General features: G+C 64.2%; 15 protein-coding genes. 6 read left to right on the top strand and 9 right to left on the bottom strand.

Features of this window, described 5'->3' with window-relative positions; all coding sequences use genetic code 11:
• Nucleotides 1–120: 120 nt before the first annotated feature.
• Both QM615_RS13235 and QM615_RS13230 read left to right on the top strand, forming a co-directional pair.
• The gene (locus QM615_RS13235) at nt 121–1,083 is read left to right on the top strand and encodes an alpha/beta hydrolase (protein ID WP_262498234.1); all 963 of its coding nucleotides are present in this window, start codon (nt 121–123) and stop codon (nt 1,081–1,083) included.
• A gap of 58 nt (nt 1,084–1,141) precedes the next feature.
• Nucleotides 1,142–1,357: a hypervirulence associated TUDOR domain-containing protein gene (locus QM615_RS13230; RefSeq protein WP_068055681.1), complete on the top strand. Its 216-nt coding sequence runs from the start codon at nt 1,142–1,144 to the stop codon at nt 1,355–1,357.
• Between the two features lie 56 nt (nt 1,358–1,413).
• Here QM615_RS13230 and QM615_RS13225 read toward each other — a convergent pair whose 3' ends face one another.
• Nucleotides 1,414–3,420: a hypothetical protein gene (locus QM615_RS13225; RefSeq protein WP_149405573.1), complete on the bottom strand. Its 2,007-nt coding sequence runs from the start codon at nt 3,418–3,420 to the stop codon at nt 1,414–1,416.
• 41 nt (nt 3,421–3,461) lie between these two features.
• A complete protein-coding gene (locus tag QM615_RS13220; RefSeq protein WP_149404935.1) occupies nt 3,462–4,703 on the bottom strand; it encodes an ATP-grasp domain-containing protein in 1,242 nt (413 codons plus the stop codon).
• A 182-nt stretch (nt 4,704–4,885) separates the two neighbouring features.
• Here QM615_RS13220 and QM615_RS13215 point away from each other — a divergent pair, with 182 nt between their 5' ends.
• The 3 genes from QM615_RS13215 to QM615_RS13205 all read left to right on the top strand — a co-directional run bounded on the left by QM615_RS13215 (nt 4,886) and on the right by QM615_RS13205 (nt 6,848).
• Entirely contained in the window at nt 4,886–5,227 is a 342-nt protein-coding gene (locus QM615_RS13215) for a GNAT family N-acetyltransferase (RefSeq protein ID WP_149404936.1), read from the top strand.
• Between the two features lie 81 nt (nt 5,228–5,308).
• Nucleotides 5,309–6,244, top strand: coding sequence for a pirin family protein (locus QM615_RS13210; RefSeq protein ID WP_149404937.1), 936 nt, complete (start codon nt 5,309–5,311; stop codon nt 6,242–6,244).
• Nucleotides 6,245–6,272: 28 nt separating this feature from the next.
• A complete protein-coding gene (locus QM615_RS13205; protein WP_068055691.1) occupies nt 6,273–6,848 on the top strand; it encodes a hypothetical protein in 576 nt (191 codons plus the stop codon).
• Here the strand turns inward: QM615_RS13205 and QM615_RS13200 are convergent.
• Nucleotides 6,845–7,777, bottom strand: coding sequence for a DAPG hydrolase family protein (locus tag QM615_RS13200; RefSeq protein ID WP_231893844.1), 933 nt, complete (start codon nt 7,775–7,777; stop codon nt 6,845–6,847). The two genes, QM615_RS13205 and QM615_RS13200, sit on opposite strands and share 4 nt — an antisense overlap.
• 80 nt (nt 7,778–7,857) lie before the next feature.
• Between QM615_RS13200 and QM615_RS13195 the strand changes: the two genes are divergently transcribed.
• On the top strand, nt 7,858–8,472 hold the full coding sequence (locus tag QM615_RS13195) for a TetR/AcrR family transcriptional regulator (RefSeq protein WP_068055695.1): 615 nt from the start codon (nt 7,858–7,860) through the stop codon (nt 8,470–8,472).
• 15 nt (nt 8,473–8,487) lie between these two features.
• On the opposite strand, the gene QM615_RS13190 is transcribed toward QM615_RS13195, so the two are convergent.
• From QM615_RS13190 to QM615_RS13165, 6 genes are read right to left on the bottom strand one after another with little or no spacing between them, the layout of a single operon-like run.
• Nucleotides 8,488–9,213, bottom strand: a complete 726-nt coding sequence (locus tag QM615_RS13190) for a YoaK family protein (protein WP_068055698.1) — start codon at nt 9,211–9,213, stop codon at nt 8,488–8,490.
• 50 nt (nt 9,214–9,263) lie between these two features.
• Entirely contained in the window at nt 9,264–10,016 is a 753-nt protein-coding gene (locus QM615_RS13185) for a TauD/TfdA dioxygenase family protein (RefSeq protein WP_094670369.1), read from the bottom strand.
• Nucleotides 10,013–11,035: a D-alanine--D-alanine ligase family protein gene (locus tag QM615_RS13180; RefSeq protein WP_094670370.1), complete on the bottom strand. Its 1,023-nt coding sequence runs from the start codon at nt 11,033–11,035 to the stop codon at nt 10,013–10,015. The genes QM615_RS13185 and QM615_RS13180 overlap by 4 nt, the downstream gene beginning before the upstream one ends.
• Nucleotides 11,035–12,321 carry an ATP-grasp domain-containing protein gene (locus QM615_RS13175; RefSeq protein ID WP_149404938.1) on the bottom strand — a complete coding sequence of 429 codons (1,287 nt, stop codon included), beginning with the start codon at nt 12,319–12,321 and terminating at the stop codon, nt 11,035–11,037. The genes QM615_RS13180 and QM615_RS13175 overlap by 1 nt, the downstream gene beginning before the upstream one ends.
• A complete protein-coding gene (locus QM615_RS13170; RefSeq protein WP_094670372.1) occupies nt 12,318–13,118 on the bottom strand; it encodes an O-methyltransferase in 801 nt (266 codons plus the stop codon). Before QM615_RS13170 ends, QM615_RS13175 begins: the two co-directional genes overlap by 4 nt.
• A complete protein-coding gene (locus QM615_RS13165) occupies nt 13,115–14,326 on the bottom strand; it encodes a sedoheptulose 7-phosphate cyclase (RefSeq protein ID WP_149404939.1) in 1,212 nt (403 codons plus the stop codon). The genes QM615_RS13170 and QM615_RS13165 overlap by 4 nt, the downstream gene beginning before the upstream one ends.
• Between the last annotated feature and the right edge of the window lie 57 nt (nt 14,327–14,383).

Here is a 14,383-nt window from a genome sequence, read left to right as displayed (position 1 = left end):
ACCGATCGGTTTCGTAATCCGATCGTTAGCGGTAGAAAGCGGAATCCGTGCGACCCTCGTATGGTGCTGAAGTTGCCAATGGGACAGAAGAGAAGGAAACGAACTCGATCCGCTGCGTTCGTGACGGCCGCGGCTGCAGCGTCGATGCTGATGATCGGAACACCGGCGCAGGCGCTGCCGGGCAACTCCGGATCGGCCGACGCGGCTGCGGGAGCCGTCGGCATCCATCAGGTGTCGGCGACCCGAGCGGTGCTGAACGTCTTCTCCCCGTCCATGAATCGGGTCATTTCCAACGAGGTGTTGCATTCGCCGGAAGGTGGCCCTGCGCCCACTCTCGTGCTGCTCAACGGCGCACTCGGCAACGAGGACGGAGTCGGGTGGCTCAACAACTCGGGCGTCGAGCAGTTCTTTCTCGACAAGAACGTCACGGTCGTCGCACCGATCGGCGGTCGCTTCAGTTTCTACACCGATTGGCAAACAACCGATCCCGTGCTCGGCAGCAACAAATGGCAGACCTACCTGAGCCGCGAATTGCCTGCCGCCGTCGACGCGGCCTACGGCTCGACCGGCAGACGCGGCGTGGCAGGGCTGTCGATGAGTGGTGGTCCCGCACTGGATCTGGCGATCCAGGCCCCGGATGTGTTCGACGCGGCCGCGTCGTTCAGTGGATGCCCGGCACCCTCCAACCCGCTTGCCACTGCCGGTATTTCGGCGATGATCGCCGGCGGACTCAACAACCCCTTCAACATGTGGGGGCTGCCGGGAGGTCAGGGATGGCGCGACCACGACCCGTCACTCAATGTCGAGCGGCTGCGCGGAACCGCGGTCTACGTCAGCTCCTCCCGCGGACTGCCCGGACCGGTGGATCGCATTCCCGAGGGCGCGATCCCGCCGTTCGGCGGAATGGCGGTGGAGGCCATGGTCAACCACTGCACGTCGATCTTCGTCGACGCCCTGCGCCGAGCAGACGTGCCGGCAACGGTGTCCATGCGCGAGGAGGGCGCGCACACCTGGCCGCTGTTCGAGGATCAGCTGCGTGAGGCCTGGTTCACCACGCTGGCACCGGCTCTGGGAACCAGCTGATTGCATCGAGAGTCCGGCGGGTAAGCGTGGTTCACACCGGCGAAAGGACAACGCGAACATGTCGAAGGACGAACTGCACAAGGGCGACAAGGTCGAATGGCAGACCCACGGAAACACGACCGAGGGAACGGTGGTGGAGAAGATCACCTCCGAGACCGAAGCCGCAGGCCGCACCGTGAAGGCATCGAAAGACGAGCCGCAGTACCGGGTCGAGAGCGACAAATCCGGTAAGGACGCGGTGCACAAGCCGGAAGCGCTGGACAAGAAGGACTGACGCCACAAGATCACCTGTGCGCCCCGAGTTGTCGACTCGGGGCGCACAAGTGGATCTCAGGCCTCGGGCACCGATCGTTCTGCGCCCCAACTCCGTTCGATGTAGCCGCGGATGCGCTCGATGTCCTCGGCGGGGATTCTCTCCGGCTCGCCGTGCTCGAGGGGATCGGTGTGGAAGATGTAGAGCCGTGAGGCGAACTGGTCGAACGGCAGCGAACCCTCGCCTGCGCGTTCGCCGTTGCCCGCCGTGCCCACCACGACGCCGTCGCCCCAGTCCTGACCGCTGTCGTTGTTCGGGTTGAAGAAGTACACCCGCATGACGCCGTCGGGATCGGTGTTCACGCGCAGGATCGTGATGGCGTGCCACCCCACATACCTTGCGGCGCTGTCGGTTACGGCCACACCTGCCGGCTGCGGATGGATCAAGGGTTGGTGCCCGTTGTACTCCGGGTGGTACGCGGCGTAGAACTGCCGCAGAAAGGCGTCCAGGCCGACGAGATTGCCGGTCGCAACGTCGACGTCGATGTGGAATTCGCGTGCCGACCACCACCCGTGGAACTCGGGATTGACCCAGCGGTGCGGATCGCCTGGACGATCGGCGCAACGCCGGACCATCTCGGCATAGATGCGATCGAGGTGCGGAACCAGCAACAGCGACGCGGGATCGAGGTCCACCGGATCGGTCGTGGCGACGCCGCTGACACTCTCGGTCGACGAGATCGACTGCCCCTCGAAGTGCATGACGATCTCCTCGTCACGCGCCGCCCACACCACCATCTGCAGCAGGTAGTCGGGATCGTTGTAGGCCCACATCGACAAGGCCCGCGCCGACTGACACGTCGGGTTGTCGCCCTGGCCCACACCGAGGGGCTGCCCGAGCATCGAGAGCAAGCCCCCGAGCAAGCGTGACTCCGGCGCGGGGACCGGCCCGAACGTGGTGATCAGTCGTTCCCGCACCGCGGGAGCAAGTTTCAGCGAGATCTGCCGCCACAGGGACGGCACGATCGGCGGCTGATGCAGAATCCCGCGATCGAGAAGCAGTGCCAATCCGTAGAGGCACTGCGCGGTCTCGGGATACACCGTCTCCTCGATGAGGCGATGCACCAGTTCCGGATACCGCGTCAGGCAGGTCCGGCCGGTATCGGACAGACCGAGGGCCTCGGGCAGCACGTACGAGTAGTGGTCGACGAGATACTGCGTCAGCGTCGCGTGATACGGGGAGACGAGCCCGGTGTCGTGCATGGCTCGCGCGAATCCGCGGGCCTCGAACTGCAACGCCTCGACGTCCATCGCCTCGAGTCGCGACCGGTACACCTCGACGCCCGGATCCTCGCGGCAGGCATCGGTTGTGCCGAACAGTGCCGTGATCAACCGATCCAGGCCTTGACCTGATGTGCCGAGATCGACGGTGGGATCGTCACGATAGATCGCGATGCGGGTGACCATGTCCTTGATGGTGTCCACCTGAATCGGACGCTGCCGCAGAATCCGCCAGATTTCCTCGACCAACTCGTCGAGCACACTGTCGTAGCCGATCTGCCCGGCCACGTACCCGAACAGATCACGGATCAGATGAGCGGTGCGGCCCAGGCGAACTCGCTCCGACTCGGACGGTGGTGTGAACAGGACGTCGAGATTCACCGCGAGAACCTGAGAAAGGAACCGGCGGGCATCCTCGGCGGTCACCGCAGCATGCTCGTACTCTCCCGCAACGATCGCGACCATCCGCAGTTCGCTGGTCGCCTCGAGTACGAAGGTGTCGTCGTTGCCGCTGCGCAAGCTGGGCCCTACGAACCCTGGAACGAGAATGTCCGGCTGTGCCCAATCGGTGCCCGCGAACAGCCCCGCATTCTCGAGCACCTCGGCGCGTTCGCGAATTGCACCGCAACCGCCGGGCTGCAACAGGACTCGATGCACACCATCCAGAACTCGTCGCACCTTGGTGTTCTTGCTGAACTCAGGTGCATCGGCCAAGGCATGCACGGCATGGTCCAGTTGCGCCAACCGTGATGCCAATGCTTTGTCCACGGTGGTGGTCGCGTCCGTCGGTGCCGGCTCGTCCATGGTCTGTGACGATGGGTTGCGGTCGTCTCCGAGTTGCTGCTTCACACGTAGAAGTCCAGTTCTTCCTGATGCTTCAACAAGTCACGCATGACGTAGGTGTCATCACCGAAGAAGTACAGCAGGCCCCAGTGGGTGCCGAATGCCGTTCTCTTGGTGACGGTTTCCTCCACCGGTGCCGACAGATCGTTGGTCTCGTAGTAGTCGTGCCCGGAGGTCTCCTCGGGAATCTGCAGTTGGCTGACGACGCGGCGTCGCGGGTACACCCCGAAACATCCGGCGACACCGGTGGCGTCGACGACCTCCTTCGGGAAGAAGGCGTCGATCTCCTCCTCGGTGGTTTTCGGATCGAACGCCAACGCCAGGCCCTGGTAGGCGTTGAAGCCGTAGGCCCGCTCGAGCAGCTCGAACACCTTGAAACCCGGTGGGCGGTAAGCAACTTCGCCGAAGTACATCTCGCCGTCACTGGTGACGAAGTACTCGGGATGAATGAAGCCGAACTCGATATCGAAGGTCTTGATCAACTTCTCGATCTGCACCGTGATCTGCTCGCGATACTTCTCCAGTTCCGGTGTGGCCGGAACGAACACCGAATAGCCGAGCGTGACGTATTCGGAGATGTTGAGGAACTTGATCTTGCCGTTGTGGATCCATGCTTCGACGGCGAACTCCCAACCGTCGAGATGTGATTCCATCAGTGCCGGAAATTCCTCGTCGGGAATGGAGTCGACCTCGTCGGGGGTGCGAATGACGCGGTGTCCCAGGCAGCCTGCCTTGTCGAATGCTTTGACATGGATGGGATCGTTCGGATCGCCGTCGAGCTTGAGCAAGGTCTGGTTGACGCGCTTGAGGAATCGGATGACGTCCTCGCGGTCGTGGGCCTCTTCGAAGATGCCGACGCGGATTCCACCGAGTTGGGCGCGACGCTTCATCAAGGACTTGTCGCGCAGCAGCATCGCCTGACCGAACAGTCGCGGGTTGCCCAGCAGTACCGAGTTGATGGCACCGGCCCACTCGACCGTCTCCTCGTAGAGCGGGATCGCGACGTCGACGCCCTTGTCCTGCAGGGTCTCGGCGATTTCCAGTGAGCGATCGTTGAGTCGCTCGAAGTTCCACGGGAGGTACGGAATGTCGTGCTCGGTGCAGTACGCCTCGGCCCACTCGGGGGCGACGACGACGTAGCGCCGATCGAACTTGTCCAGTGCTTCCACCGCGGCCAAACTCCACCCCAGCAGGGCCACGAAACCCTTGTTCGGGTCTTTCTCCAGCCTGTCTGGCTGAGCCATGAAGTTCCTTCCCCTAGATGATTCATCGGTCGAGGTCCTTCGCTCCACCGTACAGAGGCAGTATCGGTCACCGGGCACCCCTGTATGCGACTGTGGATCGGAAACGCGCCGGATCCAGGTGTTCGGTAGCGTTCACGATCGACGAGGTGCGGTGCGCGCCTTCCTGGAACGAGGAGTGCGACATGACGGTCGACAAAACGGGTGCGCAGGTCGAAATCACCCAGCAAGCAGATCGTTTCACGGTTTCGGCCGACGGCTCGCAGGTCGGGTTCACCGAGTTCGCCGACGACGAACACGGCAGACGTATCTTCTTCCACACCGAGGTCGACGCAGCGTACGGCGGACGTGGTCTGGCGACGATTCTCGTGCAGCAGGCGCTCGACGCCACGCGCAACGATGCCAAGCGGATCGTGCCGATCTGCGAGTTGGTAGCGGCCTTCGTCGGCAAGCACTCGGAATTCGACGACATCGTGGAGCAGCCGACCGACGAGATCCGGCAATGGCTGGCCGACCGGCAGGCCTGACCGCGGGAATACCGTCGGGCTTCGGCGGGTTGAGGCGATCAGAGTAGTTGCAGAGTCAACTACATTGCCGAAAGGGACGCCATGCCTGCAGTGACGGTCGACAACATCCTCGCGTTGCCCCGCATCCCCATGCCCGACGCCACCGCCGTCCCCCGGCCGGTCCGGTCCGTCACGACGGCACCGACGGGTTACGAGGGCGAGGGCTTTCCGGTCCGTCGCGCATTCGCGGGACTGGACATGGCGTCACTAGACCCGTTCATCCACATGGATCAGATGGGCGAGGTCAACTACGCGCCCGGCGAGCCGAAGGGGACGCCGTGGCATCCGCATCGCGGGTTCGAGACGGTCACCTACATGATCGACGGCATCATGGAGCACAAGGACTCTCACGGCGGCGGCGGAGTCATCGGCGGTGGCGACACGCAATGGATGACGGCGGGCGGGGGCATCCTGCACATCGAGGCTCCGCCGGAGCATCTGGTGCTCTCGGGTGGGCTGTTCCACGGTGTTCAGCTGTGGGTCAATCTGCCGCGCGAGAACAAGATCCCGCACCCGCGCTACCAGGACATCACCGGCAGCAGAGTCGCACTGGCGTCGAGTCCCGACGGTGGTGCGTTGGTCCGAGTGATTGCCGGCGAGATCGCAGGCATGCAGGGCCCGGGGTCGACGTACACTCCGATTGCGCTCTCGCACAGCACCATCGCACCGGGTGCGGCGCTGACGCTGCCGTGGAACAGGGAGTTCAACGCACTGATCTACGTTCTCGCGGGCGAGGGCACCGTGGGCGCGGAGAAGCGTCCGATCAGGATGGGGCAGACGGCGCTGTTCGGCCGCGGCGACACCATCGAGATGTCCGCGTCTACGGCGGGGGAGTCGCTGGAGGTGTTCGTTCTCGGCGGCAAGCCGATCAGGGAACCCGTCGCGATGGCAGGCCCGTTCGTCATGAACACCAAGTCCGAAGTGCTGCAGGCGTTCGAGGACTACCAGGCCGGTCGGCTCGGCGTTCCCGTCGAATGATCGTCTCGGCCGTGCAACGATCTCCTGCATGAGCGACGCCGAGCCCCGTATTCGCAGAACACGGCTGTATCGCCGTCTGGTCACCCGCGCGGACGGCCCGCTCGAGCCCGCGCGGGCGGCCAAGAGACTGTCGGCCTACGTCTACGGAAACATCCTGGTTCTGGCGGCGGTCGCAGCATCGACGCCGAGCTCGATCGAGAACGGAACTGCTGCTGTTCTGGTTCTGGCCACGGCGGTGACGACGTTTCTGGCGCATGTGTTCGCCGATTTCGTCGCCAGCAGTCAGATTCCCGAAGCGCACGGCGATGCAACCGACGAGCAACGCACGTTCGAGGCCGTCGAGGAATTCCGTGACGCCGTGCCGATCCTGAGCTCCGGCACGGTCCCTGCGGTGATGCTGGCCCTCGGCTGGTTGTCGGTGCTCCCGGGGCAGTGGTCGGAACTGCTGGCCGGCGGAGTCATCGTGATACGCATCGCGACGATTCAGATGGTCACGGAACGAATTCGCGGCAACCCGTTGACCTTCCGCGCAATTCTGGGTGGTCTGGCCACCGCTGCGGTCGCAGCACTCATCGTCTTGGCCAAAGTGTTTCTGGGGCACTAGCTCCCGAACTCGGCGTACAACTCCGGCAGGAAGCCGGCCAGGTGATTCATCTCCTGTCCGCAGTGCAACAACAGATCTCGGGCGAGATCGACCCCGAGATCGAGGTCCGTCGGATCGACCGACGCCCCGCGGCGGACGGCGCACACGGCCTGCTCGATGTCCGGTACGTGCAGCCCGCGCAGGTTCAGGAAGAAACGGCTACGCATCTCGGCACCGCCCTCGACGGGACGCACCTGGTGGGCCAGCCAGCCCAGGTCCACCGGCGCGATGGAGCTGCCCACTCGGCCGAAGACGATCGTCTGATCCGCGGGAACGTCGAAGCCGTGCGCAATCGGATCGCGAAAGGCAATGCCCAGCTGTTGCAGCTTCGGCCCGACGTACTCGTCCACGAAAGTCGTGTTGCCGACGTACTTGGCCTTGTCGGGAATGTCGAGTGCCGTTCGATCCTCGGCGAGGGCTGCGTAGAGGTGGGCGTCGGGATGCCACAGCTTGTAGCGTGCGGCCTCGGTGGAATGCCAGCCGAACCACCAGTCCCACATCGCTGCCGTCACGCGCGGCATCACCGTGCGGACCGCCACGAACGTCACTCCATCGGCGCGTCGACCGTATCCGGTCTCGATCGTGGAGTAGCCGGTGGGCGCGAGATCGGTTGTGATGGAATCGAATCCAGGAATCGAATCCGGCGCGAGGGCCGGGCCCGCACAGGCGTCCGCGACGGCGGTCGGTGCGGGCGTCGTTCGCTGTGCCATGTATCGGGCGTACGGCAGATCTCGATCGGCGTCGCGGTAGCCCTGGTAGCGCTCACCGCACTCGTCCGCCGAACCGGTTGCCGGGGCCGCCACCGCCTTGGCTACCGGGCCGACGACGGCGACGGTGGCCGCAGCGGCCGCTCCGATCATGATCTGGCGTCGTGTCGGCCCCCGGGTCATGCGACCACCCCTCTCAACATTCGTTGAGGCTAGGTCGTGGAATCGATGTATGTCAACAGCCGGGCACTACACTGCGCGGTATGAGTCCGGCACACCCCAGGGACGACGAGTCGAGAGTGCGTCGGCGCGACGAGATCGCCACGGCCGCGATCGAGGTGCTCGCCACCCGAGGTCTTCGCGGCTTGACGCACCGGGCGGTGGACGCCGCAGCGGGACTGGGACCCGGGTCGGTGAACTACCACGCGCCCACCCGGAGTCGGCTGCTTCACCTGGCTCTCGGTCAGCTGTTCGTCCGCGACTTCGAGGTGGCCGGAGCGACCTTCGGCAGTCTCGTCGACGTCAAGCCGCTCACCGCCGATATCGTGGTGTCGCGCATCATCGATTTCATCGACGCCATGACGACCGGGGATGCCGTCCAACGGGTCATCGCTCGCCACATCATGCTCGGCGAGGCGCAGCACGACGACGAAATTCGCGAGTTGTTCGACAGTCAACGAGCAGCATTCGTCACCTACACCCAGTGGATCGTCGCCTCGTTGGACTCCGAGGATCCGCCGTCCGACGCCGAGACCCTCGTGGTGATGATCGAGGGGCTGGTGCAGCGGCAAGTGCTGATCGGGTCACGCCTGTCCCCGGGTTTCATCGAGCAGATGTTGCGCAAGATCGTGGTGGCCTCGCCGCTGGTCGAGAACTGACCCGGGCCGGCGGCCTCACCCCAGCAGCGAACGACGCTCGGTGTGGGTGAACGTGAAGATCGTCGCGCCGAAGCTGATCAGTGCGGTCAGAAGCAGTACCTGCGGGCCGGTGATGACGACGCCGATGAAGGCTCCGATCGCGCCTCCCAAGGCGAACGATCCGAGAAGGGCTGTGTAGCAGAGCCAGTCGTAGCGCGTCCCGCCGCCGAACATGTGCCGCTCGATTCCCTGGCCGAGTTTGACCATGGTCCCGGTGACGTAGCTCAGGGGAATGTAGGTCTCTTCCTTCTTCGTGAACGCGGTGTTGAGAGCACCGAGTGCGAAGGCCACCAACAGAATCGGGTAGAAGTTCACGTTGGCCGACGACCATCCGGAGATGGCGATGTCGATCGCGCCTGCTCCTGCGAGTGCGATCGTGGTGAGCACCGTTGCTCCGTGCGGGTGATTCGACCAGTAGCGACGACGGCAGATCGACGAGATCACGACGCCTGCCAGGAAAGAGCCCATGAGCGCCAGTGCCGCGATCGGTGAGGCCCCCGGGGTGACCTCCTTGCCCTCGGGATGCCCGAAGTGTCCGACGACTGCTCGCTCGGTGTTGCCGGTCATGAAGGTCACGAAGTAGCCGGCGGAATGGAGGAAGGCAACTGCACCCACCATCCCTGCCAGTCCCGACAATATCCAGGACAGACGAGCTTCGGCACCGACGGCTGTTTCGCGGCTGATCGTCAATGGGGAAGTCATGACTCGATTGTCCGGACTACGGGCGAACCGGCAAATCTTTGAGTTGTCGGTCACATAACCGACGGCGATTCACCATTGGCAATCATTCCCCGGTGCATGACCCTGTTTCCCACGACCCCGCTGTGATCGGCTTTGTGCATCACACATCGGTTGTCCCACATGACGACGTCCTCCGGTGCCCACGCGTGTCGCAGCACATTGGTCTCGCGAGTCGAATGTTCGAACAGATATCGCACGGTCTCCTGTGCCTCCTCGGTGGACATGCCGCTGATCGCGACGCACCGTGCGGGTGCCGACAATGCCAGAGCGGTACGCCCGGTCACGGGATGCACTGCGAACAAAGGATGTTCGGCACAGGAATCGGTGTCCGACGCCACCCCGGTCACTCGGTGCGTCACCGTTCTTCCGGCGAGGTCCGCTTTGCGGTCGGCCGGCAAGGTGTCGTAGGCCGCGTACTGGTCGCTGAACAGCGTGCTGCCCCCGGACTCCGGTACCTCGACCGCACGTAGTGCGGTGTAGGCAGGCGGATTCGGTACATACGTGGTGTCCACGTGGAATGTCGATTTCGGCGGTGTGGTGCGGCCGACGTTGCTGATGACGTTCAGGTCGGGAAAGCCCGGCACTGGCGTCTCGCCCTCGGTGAACATCATCTCGCCGAACCGCCGGAGAAATGCCAGGAAGCCTGCGTCGTCCAAGGGTTGTCTGCGTAGAATCAGCACGCCGTGTTCGGCCAACAGCGTTCGCAGTTCTTCGGTCTCGGTGGAGCTCAGGTCCAGCTCGTCGATCTCGATTCCCAACGTCACGAGGACAACTCCTTCACCGACAGTTCGTCGAGCGTTCGTGCGAACAGTTCGTCGACGGCGATACCTGCCGCCGAGGCCATCACGGCGAGCACGCTCGACGGCGAGTACGAGCAGTACAGACCGGCTTCGAGGAACCACGGTTGTCCGTCGGGGTCGATCCGGAAGTCGAACAGACCGTAGTGCCGGCAGCCGAGAGATCGATAGCACGATCGTGCTGCCGCCCAGACCTTCTCGGTGATCGGATCGGAGACGTCCACCATCCAGGCCCTGGTCTGCTCCTTCGCGACCAGGTATAGATCCCCGTCCGAGGTGCGATTCAACTTGTCGGCGCTGGTACGAATCGACTCGACGGCATACTCCTCGAGTGGAAGGCAGATCAGCTCGTCGCCCCGTGCGATGATGCCGCAACGGACCTCGCGGCCGAGGGGGATGTACGACTCCACCAGTGCCGCAGACGAATACGTCAGAGCCTCGCTCACAGCGGTTGCCAACCGGTCGGATTGGCGAACCAGTGTGACGCCCATCGAATTGTCCGAGTCGACGGGCTTGACGACCACCGGCAGTTCGACGTCGATGTTGTCACCGCACCGCACCACGACACCGGTCGGGACGGCGACCCCGGCCGCCGCGACCACGGCTCGGGCGCGAGCCTTGTCGGCCGTCATCGCCATCACGTCCGGACCGTTGCCCACGTACGGCACGCCCAACAGATCGAACAGGCTGCGGTATGTCGTCATTCCGGGCAGGCAGAACATCTGTGGAACCATCACGTCGAAGTGCCACGACGAGATGACGTCCACTGCCTGCGCCAACGACATCTGGTGTGCCGACGCCACACTGGCGGCGTCGATGCCGCCGGGAAAGCTCCAGAGCCCGCCGGGGGAGACGAACGCCACCTCGAACCGATAGTCGGGATTTCCACCGAGTGCGTCGAGAAATCCGCCCGCGTACACCCGAGACAGATCGCAGTGGAACTCGTCCACCGACGATCCGACCAGTACCAGGACCGACAGGGTCATCAGTCGCCTCCGTTCTCCACGAGCTTGCCGATGTTGAAGTCGATGCGTGACCATCCGCGCCGGGCCAGCAGATTTCGCACCAGCAGGGACGGAATCTGGAGGTGGTGCACCAGCAGATAGGGGAGTGGATCCCAGCCGGTGAGGATGGCGTCCTTTCCCTCGAAGATGCTGCGCAAGCGGGCCTTTCGGTTGCCCTCGGTGAGCAGACGCCACACCTCGTGGTAGATCCAGTAGGTCGGGCGAGCCGTCGTACGCGGCACGATCACCGGATGGCCGTCGTCGAGGTACGCGGCAGCCAGGTCGGGATGGTCGTAGAACATCGTGATGGCCGAATGGGTGCGGGGGTTGCACTCGATGGCGTAGATGTGGCCGTCGGCGGCGGACTCGATGAAGTCGAACGACAGCTGGCCGGTGACGTCCAGCGAAGAGACGAACGTTTCCACCCAGCGCAGGATGTCGGGCTTGTCGACCATCTCGTAGTTGACCTGGAACGCCGATGATTCACAGCAGCCGTACACCTGCAACCGGCCGCCGCGGACGGTGCCGTGGGTGCAGTACTCCTGCCCGGCGACGAATTGCTGCAGGATCCACGGATCGTCCTCGGAGATCCCGAGACTGCGTGCGAATCGCAGGTTCTCGGCAGGCGTGTCGCGGGTCAATCGCGTCAGATCCATGCGGCCGACCGGGTTGTACGAGATGCGTTTGAGGATGTACTCACGGCCCGGTGGGAAGTCGAACTGCGCGATCTGCTCGACGTCGGTGATGCGTCGCCAATCGGGAACGCGCAAGCCGAGCGCCGCAGCGTGTTCGGAGAACCTGGACTTGTCGTCGAGCATGCGCGCCGTCGCGCCGTCGCCGTGCAGGACCTCGCAGTGCGAATCGAGCAGTGCCCGTGCGTCGGCATCGTGGATGCTCGCAGCCGGACTCGCGACGGGGACGAAGACGTCGACGCCTTCGCGGAGCACCACATCCAGAAGTGCTCGGGCGTACCCGGATTCGGTCGGGTCGGGTACACAGTGAAATCGGTCGACCGCACGTGAGAACCGATGGCCGGTGAAACGGTACTTGGCCGATTCCACCAGGACGACTCGGTGCCCGGCGAGATGGAAGGACCGCGCGAGCTGCAGGGCCTTGGTCATCTTCCCGCCGCTGATCATGACCGTCTTGGGGGAGTCGGTTCGGCGCGTGGCGGGCCGGCCGCCTCGGACGGCAGCCACCCCCGCCGCCACGAGGTCGGCGGGGAGGGTGGCAGTGAGTCCGACAAGTGCTGCGACAGTGCGGATCATGTGCGCCGGATCAAGGTGACGCCGTCGCGCAACGGCACCAGCACCTGCTCCACGCGGGGGTCGTTCGCCACGTACTCGTTGAATTCTGCGACGGCCCGGCCGTTCTCGGTGGGGCGTTCGCTGTACGGCTGCCCCTGCAGGAGGGTGTTGTCGACGGCGATCACGGCGTTGTCGGCCAGCAGCTCGCTACCGAGCAGGTGCTCCACGTACGCGCGGTATCCGGTCTTGTCGGCGTCGACGAAGACCAGATCGAACGTGCCCTCCAACCGGCGGAGGGTGTCCAGTGCAGGCCCCACTTCCACCGTGATGGACGAGCCCGCAGGCGAATCCGCAAAACAGGACCGCGCGAACTCGGCCACGTACGGATCCACCTCGCAGGCGACCACCTCGCCGCCCGCGGGCAGAGCCTCGGCCATCGCCAGTGCCGAGTAGCCGGTGAACATACCGATCTCGAGCACCCGCTTCGCCCCGGTCATGTGCACGAGAAACGCAAGAAAGCGTCCCTCCACGTGGCCGGAGAGCATTTCCATCTCCAGGGGCCCCGAGCCGGAGACGACGTCACGTGATCTCCAGTCCTCGGTGCGGGTCCGCGATGCCAGTGTCGCCAGCGCTGCGGATTGGGAGGTGGTGCAGGTGTCGAGATACGGGTCGAGTCCCGCCGCGAGATCGCGGGCTCGATGAACACGGGTGATCAGCTCGTCGGTCGCCCCGGCACCGGCGTCGAGCAGATCGGCTATCTCGCTGAGCTCGCGCGCCAGAATGGTGGTCGGGGTGACCGGTCGCGGGGTCTGGGTCACGGCGTCGGTGCAGTGAACATGTCGAGACCCTCGCCTGCGCGCGGGAAGTCGAGGCAGATCTTCTTGTGCAGAGTCAGCACATCGGCCAACTCGGCTGCGTCGAGATCGTTGAGGAAGCGGCACGTGCCGATCGGGTCCGGCACCGCTGCGCGCAGTATGCCGTCGCGAGTCTTGAGGATCGACGCCGTTGCCTCCGAGAGCAACTCGGGGGTCAGGTACGGGCTGTCCAATGCCAGCCCGATGCTGGACATGACACCGAGCACTCGATCGCGGTCTGCCGTCGACAGGTGTCCGCGCTGTTCGGCGACGGTCGTCGACAGCGCCATGTCGATGTTGATGGCGTGGCCGTGGAAGAACGGGGCAGGCGGGGTCAGCTCGAGCGTCGGGCTCCAGGTGTGACCGAAGGCGATGACGCGATCGAGATCGATCTCGTGCAGATTCGGTGCCTCGAGTTCGAGCATCGTCGCGATCGCCGAGTAGGTCAGTCGGTCTGCGACCGAACGCAATTCCGCCGTTCCGTCGAGATGGCCGAACCGCGTTCGCAGCAGTTCCGGACCGTACTGTTCGAGCATCTCGAAGATCTCCAGATTGCCGACGACGGAGATCTTGATCAGCTCGGCCATGCCGTTGCGCACCTGATCCTCGGGCAACGTGCCGAGGAACGAGAAGTCCAGCAGCACCTTCTGCGACGCGTGGTACGCACCGAGGCGGTTCTTGTGCTTTCCGTAGTTGACGGCCACCTTGATGGATACGCTCGCGTCGATCAGGCCGATCAATGTGGTGGGAATGCGAATGTACGGGGTGTTCCGTCGGTAGCTGGCGCACGCGAAACCTGCTACGTCCGTGGTCAATCCGCCGCCGACCACCAGCACCGGCTCGGTGCGGACCAGACCGAACGCATCGAACTCGCCCACGATGCGCTCGAACGTCTCCAGCGACTTCGCAGTCTCGGCGATGTGCACCGGAACCACCGCGAGGGCGATGCCGTAGTGATCGAAGTACGCGCTGATCCGGTCGCCGTAGATCTCGTGCACCGATTCGTCGACGACCATCAGCGCGCGACCGTACGGCCGGTAACTATCGGCCAATTCGGTGTTCTCGATTGCGAACACACCGTCGACGTAGATCAGGTCGTACTCGATGCGTTCGTAGCCTTCGACGCGAAACGACCTGTCCCCGGCGACGACCTGGGCCTGAAGATTGCTCACTGGTTACTCCTGGAGGATTGGATGAATGGTCTGATTGCACGCTCGCTGCGCAGGCTC

It is taken from the genome of Rhodococcus sp. IEGM 1341, from assembly GCF_030056895.1.
Classification (GTDB): Bacteria; Actinomycetota; Actinomycetes; order Mycobacteriales; family Mycobacteriaceae; genus Rhodococcoides.
The sequence above is the reverse complement of the archived record's forward strand: the minus strand, read 5'-3'. Positions and strand labels throughout refer to the sequence as shown.